The following is a 15,775-nucleotide window of genomic DNA, read 5'->3' as shown; positions in this document are numbered from 1 at the left end:
AAACAAAAAAAGCTCATTAATGAGCATTATTGTTTTTTATTCCTGTTTTATTCATTTCAATTAATAAAATTCTGATAATTTCCGCCTTGATCCTGGCTTTGGTTGTTGCTTCAAACACGCTTAAATAATAGATTCTATCTTCTTTGCATTTTTTTACTTCTTCGCAATTAAAACCGTTTATCAAACGAAAAAGAATTTTCTTTCCCCAGTTTGGATATACTATAATATCCACTCTGAATAAATCTCTGTTTATTACCAACTTATCGTTGAACCCTTGAATAACCTCTAATCTTTTAAGGTCTTGTAAGGCGGGGTTTATTATTTTTAATTGTTTTCCATCCATCTTCTCACCTTGTAAAATAACTAATTTTAAAAATAACAAATTGGGCTTCTTTTGTCAAAATCCACAATTGATTGCTTCTATTTAATTGATTTTATTGCTAAAATGTCTTAATGAATAAAAAAATATTACTTCTTTTAATTATTATTCTTTCAATAGCTTGTTTCTTTCGATTATGGAAACTGAATTCGATTCCACCGGGCCTCTATCCCGATGTCGCAATGAACGGAACTGATGCGCTGTCGGCGATAAAAAATCATGACTTTAAGATTTTTTACCCGGAAAACAACGGCCGGGAAGGATTGTTTATAAACTTAATAGGGTTTTCCTTTTTAATTTTTGGAATCAGTATTTGGTCGATAAAAATTGTTTCGGCCATTATCGGAATTTTGACGGTTTTGGGAATTTTTTTGTTCACCAAAGAAATTTTTAAACTTTCTAACTTTAAGCCCAATGTCTCGGATTTTATAGCTCTGCTTTCCTCTTTTTTTCTGGCTATTTCTTTTTGGCATGTAAATTTTTCAAGAATGGGATTTAGAGCAATTTTTACTCCTTTTATTTTGGTTTTTTCTCTTTATTTTTTATTTAAAGGACTTAGAACTAAAAAAATTTTGGATTTGATAATCGGCGGGGCTATTTTCGGTTTGGGTTTTCACACTTATATTTCCTTTAGATTGGCCGTACTTCTTTTGGCTTTCTTGTTTATTATATGGCTTTTGATTTATTACAAGGAAAAAATTCTTAAAAAATTCTTTCTTTTCTCTTTTTTTATTTTTATCTCTATTGTTATTGTGGCTATTCCCATTGGTTTTTATTTCATGCAACATCCCGGAGACTTTATCGGTCGGGCAACCGGTGTCTCGGTTTTTTCACAACCTAATCCCATAAAAAGCTTTGTAAGAAGTTTTGTGATTCACTTGGGAATGTTTAATTTTTACGGAGACCCCAACTGGAGACACAACATAGCTCTCTCTCCTATTTTCCCATGGCCGTCGCCGCTTTTATTCTGGCCGATAGGTATTGCATTTTTAATCGGATTTGTCCTTTCAATCAAAAAATCTCTTTATTTCTTAAAAAACAAAGATTATCCGCAGCTCCTTGTTTATTCGACCATATTAATTTGGCTTTTTGTAATGATTTTACCCAGCGCTTTAACTTACGAAGGCATTCCCCACGCCTTAAGGTCAATTGGGGCCATCCCTCCGGCTTTTATATTATCAGCCATAGGGTTTGTGTTTCTTTATCAAAAAATAAAAGATTTTCTGAAAGTAAAATCCAAGATCGCCTTGTTTCTGGGATTAATTCTTTGTCTTTCTTGGTTCTCGTATGGAGAATACAACAGATATTTTGTTGTTTGGGGTCAAAGTCCGGCAGTCAAAGGAGCATTTGACCAAGGTCTTTTTGATATTGGAAATTACCTTAATTCTTTGCCAAATAACGTAAAAACATATGTCATTGTTAATGAACTGCAATATCCGCTTTATGGCATCTCAATTCCCGGCCAAACACCGATGTTTATTGAAAATACTAAATTCGGTACAACTCGAGCCAATTATATTAAAGCCCAAGATTTGGATAAAATTGTTTTGGGCGATAAAAATACCGTTATTATTCCAATATACAAAAACTCGCTTTTTAATGAACTGAAAAGAAAGTTTCCTGAAGCAAAAATTATAGAAAAAGAAACTTTTGTTATTTTTGAAATAGAAAAATAAAATATCATCTCCAAGTTATTAGGATAAAATAAAATTTAAAAATTATGCAATTATCAAACAAATTAACTAATATTATCTGCGTTGTTGTTTTGGCTTTTATTTTTTTAATATCGGCTTTAAGCATGAAAGGCGATGCTCTAACCTTTGACGAGCTGGCCCATCTGCCGGCAGGCTACTCCTATTTAACCCAAAAAGATTACAGATTAAATCCTGAGCATCCCCCTTTGGTTAAAGATTTTTCCGCTCTTCCGCTTTTGTTCATGAATATCAATTTTCCCAAAGACAGCCCTGCTTGGCAGGAAGGGTCCCAGGGAAGATGGTGGGTGCAATTTAATTTCGGTTCGGATTTTTTATACCGCTCCGGAAACGATGCCGATAAAATAATATTCTGGGCCCGAGTCCCGATGATTCTGATTTTATTATTTTTAGGATGGTTCGCCTTCCGCTGGGCAAAAGAATTGGGAGGCAATAAATTAGCTCTCCTGGTTTTGACTGTTTTTTCTTTTTCTCCCACTTTTATCGCCAATGGAAGATTCGTAACCACCGATGTGGCCGCTGCCCTCGGGGCTACCCTAGCTACTTATTATTATTTAAAATTTCTTAAAAATCCGTCCAAGAAAAATATCATTTTTGGTGGATTAGCCTTGGGAATATCTTTATTATTTAAATTTTCATTGATTTTGCTTTTTCCTTTTTTCGCGGTAATTACAATTGTTTTTATATTTTTAGAAAACGGCAATAAATTTAAAAACTTATTAAAATATATTTTCCCGGGCTTCGCTTTGCTTTTCTTAGCTCTCGGTGTTATCTGGCTTGTTTATGGATATCATATGATAAACTATCCTTCCGACTTGCAATATAGCGAAACCAAAGCTTTCCTGGAAACCACTGCCATTCCAAAACCCATTATCAATTTGAATCTCGCAATGACAAAAAACCCTGTAACCCGGCCGATAGCCCAATATGCGGAAGGCCTTTTAATGGCAACCAACAGAACTGCTACCGGCAACACCACTTATTTCTTTGGAATGGTTTCGGCCGCCGGTTGGTGGTTTTATTTTCCGGTCGTTTATTTTATAAAATTGCCCTTAGCTTTCCACCTTCTCACTCTAATTTCCATTTTAGCGAGCGCCGTTTTAATTAAAAAAATAGTTTTCAAAGAAATTCTAAATAACATCAAGAATTGGGTGAGAAATCATTTTACAGAATTTTCAATGATGATTTTTGTATTGATATACTGGATAACCTCAATGGCAGGCTCCCTTAATATAGGAGTCAGGCACCTCTTGCCTTCTCTGCCCTTTATCTTCATTTTGACCTGCCTTGGTATTAATAACTTCTTAAATAACATCAAAAAAGCTCCTTTTAAAAAAGCAGCTTTATTTTTGATAATAATTTTACTCGGCTGGTATATTGGTTCTTCTTTAATGGTTTTTCCTTATTTTTTAACTTACTTTAATGAAACGGTCGGCGGCCCTAAAAACGGATATAAATATGTGGTTGATTCAAATTTGGATTGGGGGCAGGATTTTAAAAGATTAAAAAGCTGGATGGAAGAAAACAATGTTAACAAAATCTACATTGATTATTTCGGCGGAGCTGACCTTGATTATTACATAAAAGGAAAATATGTAAGATGGGATGGGAAAAAATCTCCGAACGACTTGCCAAAGGGCAATTATTTGGTGGTGTCTGCCAACCAACTTCAGGGAGGACGGGCCATGGCTTTGCCGGATTACACGGAAAGAACCGACTATTATGATTGGCTTAATCAATATAATCCTGTAGCTTTTATTGGTAATTCAATCTTTGTTTACTATATAAAATAAAAACTGGCTATCACCCCAAGTGTTATTTAATTTATTTGTAGTAAACTTGATTTCCAAATCTTAAATCAATATATTCAAGATTTCTCAGCTCTTTCGGAGAAATCTTTTCTTTTAAAATCACGCTTAAATTTAAAACTTGCTGGGAAATATCTCCCAAAAGGTCAAAATAAACTTCGAAACCCTCGGAAGTTTTAACGTTTAACCTTTGCTCGTTTAGAATTTCTGCGAAGTCAATTCGAAATTCCAAGTTTTTGTTTTTAAACTCAGGTTCAACTTTTAAAATTTGGCCCATCCATTCTTCTTCAATCAAGTTATTCCCAAGTTTTATTTCTTGGGTAAACTCCGGCTTTTTTATCAATAAAAAATTTTGTTTTTCTTCGGTTTTTTCAAAAACTATTCCTGATTTATCAATTAAAAAATAATTGTTGTCTTTTTCAAGAACAGCAACGGGGCTTCTCTCTTTTATTAAAACCATCAATTTATCGGGAATTTTTTTGAAAAAATTAACTTTTTCAATTTCCGGATATTTTTTTAAAATACTTTCCTCAATTTCTTTTAAGTCCGCTAAAAATAAGCTTTTGGAATTAAAAAACAAAATCTTTTTTATTAATTTATCTTCTATCGGACCCTTTAAATTATCTGAGGAAATTTTTTGGTTTCCGGAAATTTCAATTTTTTTAATTTGAAAAAATGGAGAAAAATAAATTAAATAAAAAATTGTAAAAAATAATAAAACAGGAATAAAATAAAATATTTTTCGTTTTCTCCTCGACCGGTATTTATTAAATTTCCCATAATATTTAATTTTTTTCATAGTCCTCTTTTAATTTTCCTCAATTTTTCAATCATCCAATTGAACCAATATTTTTGAGAAAGAATAAAATCCTGGGTTTTTACATATTCATAAGCACCGCCGCCAAAGCCCATTTTAAATAAAGTGGGGCCGGACCAAGGATGTTTTGGAAATTTTTGAGGATCAATATAACCCCAAAAATCATAAAAATTGCATCCCCTTTTTTTTGCCTCTTTTATTGCCTCCCATTGCAACAAATAAGGAATTGAAAATTCGGCGTATTTTGAAAGGGATGCTGCCTGATGATAAAAACCGATGCCCGACCAAAAAACGACCAAAGCTGCTGACGCTATCTCTCCCTTATATTTTCCAAAAAATAAAAGAGCTTGATTGTCTTTTGAAAAAACTTCGAATTCATTTTTTATATATTCATCTGAAAAAGGAACAAATTTCTGCCTTTTTGCCACTTCTTTACTAAGATTTTGGTAAATGCCAAGACCGTCCAATTTTTCGCTCTTTTCAATCGTAATGTCTTGATTTTTTACTGCCTGGCGGATGAGATAACGGGTAGTTTTTCGCATGTTCTGTAAAATTTCTTCCTCAGAAAGCGATATATCAAGTTTCCAGGTGGCTTCATAGGCATTTGCGTGTATCGGGGCTTTTTTAAATCTCAAGTTCATCAAAATGTCTTGATTTTCCTGATTTAATTCCCAAAGAGGATTCATCCGGATAAAATTCGCTTTTTCTTCTTTGCCTACTCTTTTTAATTCTTCCAATAAATTCTTTAGCATTTCATATCTAATATGGGCATTGCCCTCCGAAGCTTTAGCGAAGGAGGGTCCATGTTGTATCAATAAAAATTTCCCTCTTTTGGCTTGAATTTTTGTAATTAAAGCGCAGGCAACCAATTCTTCATTGTCATATGTCCCCAATCTCCAGATTTTATTTCTCATTGCCTTCTGAAATTCTCCCCAATTCCAAGACTGAAGAAATGTTTTTTCTCTTATTTCTTTAAAAAAGCTTTCCCAGGTATTCTTTTCCTTTATTTCTTTTAAATTCATAAATTAATTATTTTTAACTTCTTCTTTGGTGAAAAAATTAGTTTTGACCCAATCAATGGTCTTATTCGCATCGTCTTTTAGGCTGTCTGAATCGGTAAGCCAGTTTTCCGAACCCAGAAGAATAATTACGATTTTTCTTTTTATATTATCTTTGTCTGAAAACTCAAATAAAAATATTCCATTATATTTTGACTCTTTAATATAGCCGGTTTTTCCGCCGATAAAATCAGTATCAGTCGAAAATAAATTCTTGTTTAAAAGGCCTGTGAAGGTTAATTCTCCGTAAGAATTCACTTTTTCTTCTTTGGTGATTTTCCAAATAGGAGGACGGTTATTCAAAATGTATCTTGCCAAATAAAACAAATCCCTTGGCGTAGAAATGTTTTCTTCACTTAAACCATGAGGGTCGACAAAAATAGTATCCTGCATCAAAATTGCTTTTGCTTTTTCATTCATTAATCTGATGGTTTTCTCCCGACCTAAAAGATTGCTTACAACCTCGGCCGCATCATTTGAAGATTCAATAAGCATAGGATAAAACAAATCCACCACCTTGAAGGTTTTCCCGGAAACTAAACCAGTAGTTGTTCCCAAGGGCTTTAACATGCTTGGAGTTATCTCGATAGACCTTCTTAAATCGATGTTTTCAGCTACTGCAACCGCGGTCATTAACTGAGTTAAAGAAGCAATCGGATGTTTTTCTTCCATTTTTTTATCAGCCAATACAAACCCCGAATCCAAGTCTGCCACCAAATAACTTTTAGCCGAAAGCGAGGGAAAGTCACTTATTTCTTTTTTGAAATAAGGCAAATAATTATCTTTATATTTATCAATAACCAAAACCGGAATTTCTTTTTCTGTTAAATTAAAAATGGTTTCCGAATCTTTATCAGAAAGCTGAACACAGCCGCCGGTAACGTTTACAAAACGCTTATTTCCCTCTTCATAATAAGGAACACCGTGAAGATAATATTTGCCGTAAAAATTCATCGCGTAAGGCATATAAACTTCAGCTATTGCGGAGAAAGCTATTCTGTATTTGGAAATTATCTTATATAGGCCTGCTGCCGTTCCTCCCCATTCCTGAGGGTCTCCTTTTGCCAAAATTTCAACTTCTTTTTTCAACTCCCCTTCTTGCCAAATTCTTGTTTTCATTTCCGGAAAATTTATCTCCAAAAAAGAGGAGGTGGCTTTTTGGGAAATAATTTCATTCTTTAATTCTTCAAAAAAAGGAACGATTTTAATTTCCCGCTCTTTTTCATTTTTAATAATTTTTTTATCGGGAAAGGTCAGATTGGGATAAGAAAAACTAATTTTTGATTCTATAAAAAAATTAAAAAATAAAATTCCACACAAAAATCCAATTATCAGGATTAAAACAATAAAAATAATTTTCCTAATCATAAAAATTATCAGAACTTCTTCAGCAAATCTGCGATTTCTTTTGCTTTTTCCTTTGACAGGTTAATATGAGTCGGCAAATTTAAAATCTTTGATGCAACTTCTTCGGCTTTCGGACAGGAACCAAAAATATAACCCATTTTTTTAATATCGTTTCCCGGGGGAACAACGGGTACTTTCCGCCAACCGTCATTTAAAAGAATTCTTTTCTTTCTGAATTCTTTCAAAATCTTTTCGGAATCTTGAACTAAAACCGGATATTTCATAAAAATAATTTCTTTTTGTTCTTTATTTTTTGAAAAAGGAAGTAAAAACGCGGGACTTTCTTTCAAATTTTCTTCGTAAATTTTGGCTATCTCCCGGCGATGGAAATTAAATCTTTCCAGTTTTTGAAACTGGTTCAGGGCTAAAATTGCCAAAGCATTGGGAAATTTCTTAGAATTACCCTTGGAAAACTTGCCCTTTTTTTCTTTTGAAGAAACGGCTTTTGATAAAATTCTAATTTTCTGAAAAAATATCAAACAAAATTTTCCTAAAGTCGGAAAACGATAAAGCGGAAAAATTAGGCTATTTATTAAAATCGGGTGCAATAATTGCTGAAAAATCCAAAAACCGGAGGGATAGTTCAATTTCTCTTTAAAATTAATGATTTTTCGGCCAAGCTCTTTATTGTTTGTTGTGATAAAACCGCCAAAAACCGAAGAAATGATTTTATCCCGGCCAAAACTGAAAAAAGCGATATCTCCCATTGTTCCGCACAACTTATCTTGAAATTTAGCCCCTAGAGAATGGGCACAATCCTCAATTAAAATTAAATTATGTTTTTTGGATATTTCCATGATCTTATCCATTTGAGCGGGAAAACCAAAGGTATGCTGAACCATTATTGCCTTGGACCTGGGGCTAATCTTTTTTTCCAAATCATCGGGGCTCATATTCAGGGTATCTTCTATGTCCACAAAAACAGGCTTTGCTTTTGTTCGTAAAATAGGAATTATTGCTGAATTACAGGTAAAACCTTGGAGTAAAACCTCATCTCCCTCTTTTATTTGAAGAACCTCTAAAATTGCCGACAAACAAGCCCGTCCGCTGTTAAAAAGAACCGTATATTTAACCGCAAAATATCTCTTTAGCTCTCCTTCTAAGGTTTTAACTTGTTCCCCCTTTTTCCATGACTTAAAATCGCCAATTGTTTTTTTGGCCAGCTGAACATCGTCTTTTTCAGTATTGGGAGATAAAGATATTAATATTGTTTTTGGTTCTTGATTAAATATTTTTTTCATGGTATATTAATTAAGAGGTGAAAAGATGGATATGTGGTTAATTAAAGAAAGAATAGCTCTCCGTTTTCTAGCAGCTAAGATAGTAATATATCATATTGCAGGAATACCGGAATATCTTCTGAAAAAACGCTGATCCTTTAAAACAACCGGGGGTTGTAATTAAATTACACCCTCTTTTTTTATTTAAAAAAATTAAATAATTTTTTAGGGATTCTGCTTTCCAATAAAATCACGTCTTCTTTGTTGGAAAAATTTTTTATTCTTTCAAAAATTTCTTTCGGGCTCTCCATAAATAAAATATTTTCTTCTTTCATTTCTTTTTTCATTGCCCCTTCTTTTATTTCTTCAAAAAAATCTTCGGTTGTTATAATCGTCAAATCACAAACTTCCCCGATTTTCTCCCCTATTTTAAAATGAATTTCTTTGGCTTTTTCTCCCAACTCAATTAAACAAGGCATAATAATAACTCTTTTGCCTTTAAAGCTTTTTAAATACTCCAAATGAGCCAGCACTCCATTGGGATTAGCGGAATAAGTAGCATCTATAATATTTAAATTACTGATTTTTTTAATTTCAATGCCCGGAAATTTATTTTTAATCTTTTTTACGACGGAAAAAATTTCTTCGTCCTTCATCCCAATTTCTTTTGCCACCGCCATAGCTCCCAAAATGTTTTCTCCGCCCGAAAAAGCGGCTTCTCTTCCATAAAGAATTTTTCTGATGGTACTCTTTTCATACAAATCACGACAATATTCGTTTTTTTCATTAAAGAACGCTACTCCTTCTTTGGGCAAACTATCAATCAATTCTTTGCCGCCCTCGGCTGAAAGTAAATTTTCCATATTCCCAAAAGTTGCCAGATGTTGTTCGTTGACGCCGGTCACTATGCCAATTTTGGGGCTTACAATATCGCACAAAAGCTTTATTCCCCCTTTTTGATAAGCCCCCATTTCACAAATAAAAATCTGATGTTCTGCCTTTATATCGTTTAAAACACACCTTGAAACTCCAACTTCCGAATTTTGATGTTCTTTGGTTTTTACTACTTTAAATTTTTCGGAAAGAATTTGAGCTAAAAATTCTTTGGTTGAGGTTTTCCCGTAGCTTCCGGTAATGCCGATGACTTTTAAATTTTTGAATTCTTTTATTTTTTGTGTCGCTTTTTTAATTGTTTTATTCCGCCAGAAAATAGCAAAAGGCTCAAAAGAAAAAATCAAGCCCGAAAAAAACAAAGGGGAAAGAATACTGAGGGTCAATAAGGCAATATAAAAAATTCTATCGGGCAAGATTGAAAAATAGATTATAATTAAAATTTCCAAAATAAATCCGGCTCCCAAAATTAAGGAAGTTTTTTTGGTAATAACCGGAATTCTTAAATCGCGGGAATAAAAACTTTTTAATATTTCCGCCAGGAAAACCAAAACTAAAACATAAACAAAAAAATCATAAAAAAACAAACCCAAGATCAAAACCGCCTCGGCAATCAATAAATATTTGTTTATTATATTTTTGCCTTTTGTCGTCTGAAAATGAGCTTTAAATCTTCCGACGTGATATTCTTTTAATTGCCAAAGCCAAACCCAAAAAAATAATTTTTTGAAAAAAAGCAAAAACCATAAAAAAATAATTAAATATTTCATTTTTCTTCAATAAAATCTAAAATTTTAGGTCCTACAATTTCCGGATTTTCAAAATAAGCCGTATGATTTAAACCTTCTAAAATTTCCAGCTTTGAATTTACGATTTTTTCTTTCATAAAATAAGCGTCAGAAAGAGGAGTTACATTATCTTTCCCTCCCCATAAAATTAAGGTTTTTACTTTAATCTCAGCTAATAAATCACTCAAATCTTCGTTAATCACATTTTTAAAAGTCTCTTTCATTATACCTTCTAATTTTATATAATCAGTTTTTCTTAAAATAAACTTATAAAAAAATTTTCGGAATAAATCATAGCCCGGCAAAAAATGTAATTGTTTAAAAATTAATGAAGAATTTGCAATGAAATTTTCTTTAGATTTAATTCCGGCAGCAGACAACAGAATTAAACCCTTTAATTTTTCAGGATGTTTTATTGCAAATTTAATGGCAATTCTCCCTCCGAAAGAATGACCTAATAAAAAAAATGGTTCAGTTAGTTCTCCTGAATTTTTTTTGTCCTCAATGAATTTTTCCATCCAATTAAGATAATCATTTAAGCTCCATGGATTATTCAATTTCGTTTCTTCTTTAAAACCGGGTAAATCCGGAATTTCGGCTTTTATTCCTTCTTTTTCAACTATTTCTTTCACTTTTTGCCATCTTTCTTTTAAACTATACCATCCATGGAGAATAACAATGGATTTTTGATTATTTTCCATTTTTAAAAGAAATTTTATCTGATTTCTTTAAAATTTAAATATTCCCAAAGAGCTTCCGGCACTTTAATGCTTCCATCTTTTTGCTGATTGTTCTCAATTATGGCAATTAAAATTCTGCCTAAAGCAAAAGCCGTGCCATTCAAAGCATGGACAATTTCAAGCCTGTTGTTCTTTGAATTCCTAAAACGGATATTCAGCCTTCTTGCTTGAAAATCAGTGTCGTTAAAGGTGGTGTGAGTTTCACGGTATCGATTTTCGCTGGGCAGCCAAGCTTCGATGTCATAGGCAGCTGCTGCCGGAAAACCCAAGTCTCCGGTACAAATTTGAACTACTCGGTAGGGAATTTTTAAAAGCCCCATCAATTCTTCTTGAATTGATAAAAGATTTTTATGTTCTTCTTCCGATTTTTCAGGAAGACAAAAACTGAACATCTCAATTTTATCAAACTGATGAACTCTGAAAATTCCCTTAGTGTCTTTCCCATAGGAACCGGCTTCCCTTCTGAAACAAGTTGAATAACCAACGTATCTCTTTGGCAAGTCTTTTTCTTGGAAAACCTCTCCGCTGTGCATCGAAACTAACGGCTGTTCAGCGGAGCCTGTTAAGTAAAGTTTGTCTTTTTCTATAAAATATTTCTCCTCTGAATCTTTTTCCGACAGATGTCCCGTTCCCTTCATCATCTCCGGACTTAACATAACCGGCGGAAGAATCGGTAAAAAACCTTTTTTAATTAGAATGTCCAGAGTAAATTTTATCAAAGCGAACTGTAAAAAAACTGCTTCATTTTTTATAAAGCCGAATCTCGTTCCGGAAATCTTAGCCGCTCTTTCCGTGTCAATCAGGTCAAACGTTTTCGCTATCTCAAAATAATCTTTTATTTTAAAATCAAATTTAGTTTTTTCGCCCACTTCTCTTAAAACAACGTTTCCGGTTTGATCATTGCCTAAAGGCACTTCTTTTGAGGGCAAGTTGGGAACCTTCAACATTAAATCGTTAAAATCATTTTCAAGTTTATTAAATTTTTCCTGCAAAACTTCTTCTTTTTTGTCGATTTTTTTCATTGCAGAAACAATCTTTTGCTTCTCTGTTTTTGTTTTACTTTGGACTATCTCTTTGGTGGCTTTGTTCTTTTTTGCTCTTAACCCTTCGAGGCTAATTAAAGCTTCTTTTCTTTTTTCGTCCAATTTTAAAAGCAGGTCAATGTCGACTTTTGCCTTTTTATTTTGGCAACCTTCTTTAACTTTATCAATATTTTCGCGAATAAATTTAATGTCTAACACGATATTTATTTAAATTTTATTTTTTAAATTTATTTAGGACGCATTAAGGGAAAAATCTGACATTCTCTCATGGGTTTATCCATTAAAAATGAAAACAACCTCTCAGATACTCCAAATCCGCAGGTTGGCGGCATCCCGTATTCCAAAGCCTCCACAAATTCAGCGTCAAACATTTGGGCTTCCTGGTCGCCTTTGTCGCGCAATTTTTGCTGTTCCTTGAATCTTTCCGCCTGATCAATTGGGTCATTAAGCTCTGAATAGCCGTTGCCGTTTTCAGAACCGGCCAAAATTACCTGGAATCTTAAGGCCACTTTTGGATCTTTTTCTTTTCTTTTTGCCAAAGGAGACACTTCAATTGGAATATTGATTAAAAACCCGGGGCCTGAAATATTTTTTCTACAATATTTCCATAAATTATCAATTGCTCTTTTTTTATTAAATCCTTTTTTGTCATAATCAATGCCAAGTTTTTTTAAAATAGTTTCCATTTCAGTTAAGCTTGCCTGAAAAATATCTATGCCGGTTTCTTTACTAATAATTTTACCGTAGTCATATTTTTCCCATTTTTTTGAAAGGTCAATATCAAAACCTCTTGTCTTAAACTTTAAGGTCCTGAATGTTTTTTTAGCGACGTATTTGTACATTTCTTCAACCAACTCCATTCCCTGCTCATAATCAGCGTAGGCCCAATAAAATTCCATTTGAGCATAGTCTTGCAAGTGTTCCGCATCCATTCCTTCGTTTCTGAATTGGCGCCCAAGTTCGAAAACTTTTTCAAAACCGGCAACCATTAATCTTTTTTGCCAAAGTTCGCCCATTGAAATACGCAAATAAACATCCAAATCTAAGGCATTGTGGTGGGTTATAAAAGGCCTTGCATCGGCTCCGCCGGCAGTAACTTCAAAAACCGGAGTTTCAACTTCCAAGAATCCTTTTTTTACCAAAAATTCCCTCATTGAATTCCAGAAAACAGCCCTCTTCAAAATCATATCTTTTACTTCCGCGTTAAACAAAATATCCAAATATCTTTTTCTTAATCTTTCTTCAACATCTTGAATCCCGTGCCATTTTTCCGGCAAAGGTAAAAGGGATTTTGCTAACATTTTAAAATCCCGGGCCTCGATGGTTTTCTCCCCTTTTTTCGTTTCAAACAAAATGCCTCTTAGCTCAACAAAATCACCGATGTCAAAATTATCTGTAAAAAATTGATAGCTTTTCTCGCCCAGGCCGTCTTTTTTTAAAAAACCTTGGATTTTTCCGGTACCATCCTCAATGTCTAAAAAAGTTAAGCTGCCATGGCCTCTTTGCGATTTAATTCGTCCGGCCAAAATCACCTCTTTTTTCAAAGAAGCTAATTTTTTAAAATCAGCTAAAACCTCGCTGATTTGGTGGGTTCTTTTGGTTGTTCCGGGATAGGGATTGGTGCCTGATTTTCTTATTTTTTCCAGTTTTTCTAATCTAATTTTTCTAATATCCGCGTTTAACATATTATTTTTATTTTACTTTATTTGCCCAATAAGTCAAAAGAATTGAGCCCTCTTAAAGGGCTCAATTCCGAAAATAAAATTCAACTTTTATAACTTCTTAGCGCTAAAAAGTAAAAAAGTTTAATTATTCTTTTTCTTTCATTTTCTTTTTCACGTCTTCCAAAAATTCTGCGGCAGCATCCTTCCCTCCCAAACCAAAAGCCAAACCTCCGGCAATCACCAAAAATGCTATAAAACCGGTAAACAAAGTCATAATTAATTCCTCGGCAATTCCCAGCTGAATTAAGATGGCCAGAACGGCAAAAACCCAAATCGCTCCTCTTGTCAATGTTTCCAATAAACTGCCGTATTTTATTTCCAATCCTTCAATCCCGGCTCTGATGATTTTTGGCAAGTATTCTGCGACAATTACCGCTACCACAAAAATAGCCGCTGCCACTATAATATTCGGCAACCAAGCAGCTATATTGGTGACAAAAATAGCAAATTGAATAAACCCTAAAATCTCTACGGCTGCTATTAAAAAAGAAACGAATAAAACCCATTTAACTATGGCTCCGATAAACCCTGAAGGGTCGATTTTCCATTCAGCTTTTTGTAAAGCGTGTTTCCAAACTCCTTTTTCAAAAAGAGTGTCAAATTTTATTCTTCTCAAAATTTCTGTTACTACCTTTCCAATCCCTACGGCCACAAGCCAACCGATTATTACAACAATCAATGCTATAAGGATTTTAGGAAGATAAGATATTGAATCTTGTAAAAGACCTTGTAAACTTTCACGGATAATCATAGACCAACTTGTCATGTTTTTAAATTTTTATTTTTTTTGCTTCGACCTTTAAAATAATTCAATATTTTCCTAATGAAATAGGAAAAATCAAATTTATTAAGTTTATGTTATTTTAGCAAAAATAGCCTTAAAGTGATTGTGGATAACTTTATTTAAAACAAAAAACCGTCTAAATGGCGATTTTTTTGCGGGGACTACGGGACACGTTTAGAACCTTTGGGTGGGTAGAAATTGATAAAAACTATGAAAATTATTTAGCTATTATTACACATTTGTTATTAACACACGCACAATTTCCCTTTTCGCAATCTAACGGTCCTTCACAACTTTGAGTACAGAACACATTGCACACTCCTCTATATGCTTTATTAATGCATGAATCAGGGTGACAGCAAGCCGAACCAACGCAATCTGAATCAATTTCACAATTTTTCATATTATCAGTAGTTTCTTCAATAAACTTAAAAGTAGAAAGCATTTGGTTATAAATTCCTTCTTCATCTTTGATAGGTCCTACGGTTTCTTCCATCCCACCCCACAGAAAATTGATATTATAAACTTTATTTTCCTTTAATAAAAAAATTCCCTCTAAATAAGAATCGCCGCAGTAATGTGCGCCTTTAATTCCTTCAACACCAGCAATTGAAATTGGTTTTCTTTCTCCAACGGAACCGCATATATTTTGGTCATAAAAATCAAGCCATTGAGTAAGAGATAAATTATTGGGATTATTATAAATATATAAGTCAACCATTTTACCTTCACCATTTTGCTCTCTAATGGTAACATTAGCGTAATAATTCTCGTTATTATAATCCTCGTCTATAGGCCACTTTTCGGGATACTTTATCTCAAACCCATACTCCTCATTACTATAAGTCTTCCAATCAGCGGTTTCGTCTTGCTCACCCATACAACTTATTGAACCTCTGCCCGTTCCCATTTCTCTAATTTTATAATTCCCATTTTCTTTAATTGCATCTACAAATTCTTGTTTATTTTTAACCCAATTGCCATCCTCTTTACCATTACCAGCCACCCAATTAGTTAAATTATTATTTTGGTCTTTAAGGGTCTCAACTGAATAATTAACAGTAAATCCAAAACAATCGTCTTCGGTCATATCTATTTTAATATCATTAATTATATAACTTTTAATTCTGTCATTAAGGGTCGTATCTGTATTTTTATATTTATCTAAATAATCACTAAAAAGATTTTGTGCCGTTTCTTTCAAATCTGTTGTTTGCTCTTTATTCTCTAATAATGTTGGTTCAATTTTCTCTTTCTGTATCTCTGAACATTGCCACAAGGTAAAACCGCCCAAAAGAACAGATAAGATTAATATAATACCAATTGCTATTGGTGTAGATATTTTTTTATTCATATTGTTTCATTCTACCAAAAAACCGCCTTACTAAAAAGCGGTTGTTGTTT

The 15,775-nt window shown here is 33.4% G+C and carries 13 protein-coding genes; 2 read left to right on the top strand and 11 right to left on the bottom strand.

Annotated features, from left to right (window positions below; all coding sequences use genetic code 11):
* Positions 1-16 precede the first annotated feature (16 nt).
* Positions 17-343, bottom strand: a complete 327-nt coding sequence (locus NTU58_01175; protein ID MCX6764300.1) for a hypothetical protein — start codon at positions 341-343, stop codon at positions 17-19.
* 110 nt (positions 344-453) lie between these two features.
* Here NTU58_01175 and NTU58_01170 point away from each other — a divergent pair, with 110 nt between their 5' ends.
* Complete coding sequence (locus NTU58_01170; GenBank protein ID MCX6764299.1) at positions 454-2,055, top strand: glycosyltransferase family 39 protein; 1,602 nt, start codon at positions 454-456, stop codon at positions 2,053-2,055.
* 44 nt (positions 2,056-2,099) lie between these two features.
* Positions 2,100-3,884 carry a glycosyltransferase family 39 protein gene (locus NTU58_01165; GenBank protein ID MCX6764298.1) on the top strand — a complete coding sequence of 595 codons (1,785 nt, stop codon included), beginning with the start codon at positions 2,100-2,102 and terminating at the stop codon, positions 3,882-3,884.
* Between the two features lie 31 nt (positions 3,885-3,915).
* Here NTU58_01165 and NTU58_01160 read toward each other — a convergent pair whose 3' ends face one another.
* The 10 genes from NTU58_01160 to NTU58_01115 form a co-directional block, all read right to left on the bottom strand.
* Positions 3,916-4,698 carry a cell division protein FtsQ/DivIB gene (locus tag NTU58_01160; protein ID MCX6764297.1) on the bottom strand — a complete coding sequence of 261 codons (783 nt, stop codon included), beginning with the start codon at positions 4,696-4,698 and terminating at the stop codon, positions 3,916-3,918.
* A complete protein-coding gene (locus tag NTU58_01155) occupies positions 4,695-5,738 on the bottom strand; it encodes a peptidoglycan bridge formation glycyltransferase FemA/FemB family protein (GenBank protein MCX6764296.1) in 1,044 nt (347 codons plus the stop codon). Before NTU58_01155 ends, NTU58_01160 begins: the two co-directional genes overlap by 4 nt.
* Positions 5,739-5,741: 3 nt before the next feature.
* On the bottom strand, positions 5,742-7,142 hold the full coding sequence (locus tag NTU58_01150) for a L,D-transpeptidase family protein (protein ID MCX6764295.1): 1,401 nt from the start codon (positions 7,140-7,142) through the stop codon (positions 5,742-5,744).
* Between the two features lie 8 nt (positions 7,143-7,150).
* Entirely contained in the window at positions 7,151-8,422 is a 1,272-nt protein-coding gene (locus NTU58_01145) for an aminotransferase class V-fold PLP-dependent enzyme (protein MCX6764294.1), read from the bottom strand.
* Positions 8,423-8,601: 179 nt separating this feature from the next.
* Positions 8,602-10,062 (bottom strand): Mur ligase family protein, encoded by a 1,461-nt coding sequence (locus NTU58_01140; GenBank protein ID MCX6764293.1) that lies wholly within the window; start codon positions 10,060-10,062, stop codon positions 8,602-8,604.
* Positions 10,059-10,781 carry an alpha/beta hydrolase gene (locus NTU58_01135; protein ID MCX6764292.1) on the bottom strand — a complete coding sequence of 241 codons (723 nt, stop codon included), beginning with the start codon at positions 10,779-10,781 and terminating at the stop codon, positions 10,059-10,061. Before NTU58_01135 ends, NTU58_01140 begins: the two co-directional genes overlap by 4 nt.
* Positions 10,782-10,795: 14 nt before the next feature.
* A complete protein-coding gene (gene serS / locus NTU58_01130; GenBank protein MCX6764291.1) occupies positions 10,796-12,061 on the bottom strand; it encodes a serine--tRNA ligase in 1,266 nt (421 codons plus the stop codon).
* A 29-nt stretch (positions 12,062-12,090) separates the two neighbouring features.
* Positions 12,091-13,548 carry a lysine--tRNA ligase gene (gene lysS / locus NTU58_01125; GenBank protein MCX6764290.1) on the bottom strand — a complete coding sequence of 486 codons (1,458 nt, stop codon included), beginning with the start codon at positions 13,546-13,548 and terminating at the stop codon, positions 12,091-12,093.
* A 124-nt stretch (positions 13,549-13,672) separates the two neighbouring features.
* Positions 13,673-14,338: a hypothetical protein gene (locus NTU58_01120; protein MCX6764289.1), complete on the bottom strand. Its 666-nt coding sequence runs from the start codon at positions 14,336-14,338 to the stop codon at positions 13,673-13,675.
* Between the two features lie 250 nt (positions 14,339-14,588).
* Positions 14,589-15,725 (bottom strand): hypothetical protein, encoded by a 1,137-nt coding sequence (locus NTU58_01115; protein MCX6764288.1) that lies wholly within the window; start codon positions 15,723-15,725, stop codon positions 14,589-14,591.
* Positions 15,726-15,775: the final 50 nt, after the last annotated feature.

The sequence above is a fragment of the Candidatus Nealsonbacteria bacterium genome, assembly GCA_026396195.1.
Taxonomy (GTDB): Bacteria; Patescibacteriota; Minisyncoccia; order Minisyncoccales; family JAGGXC01; genus JAPLXH01.
This window is presented reverse-complemented; position numbering and strand designations above follow the sequence as displayed.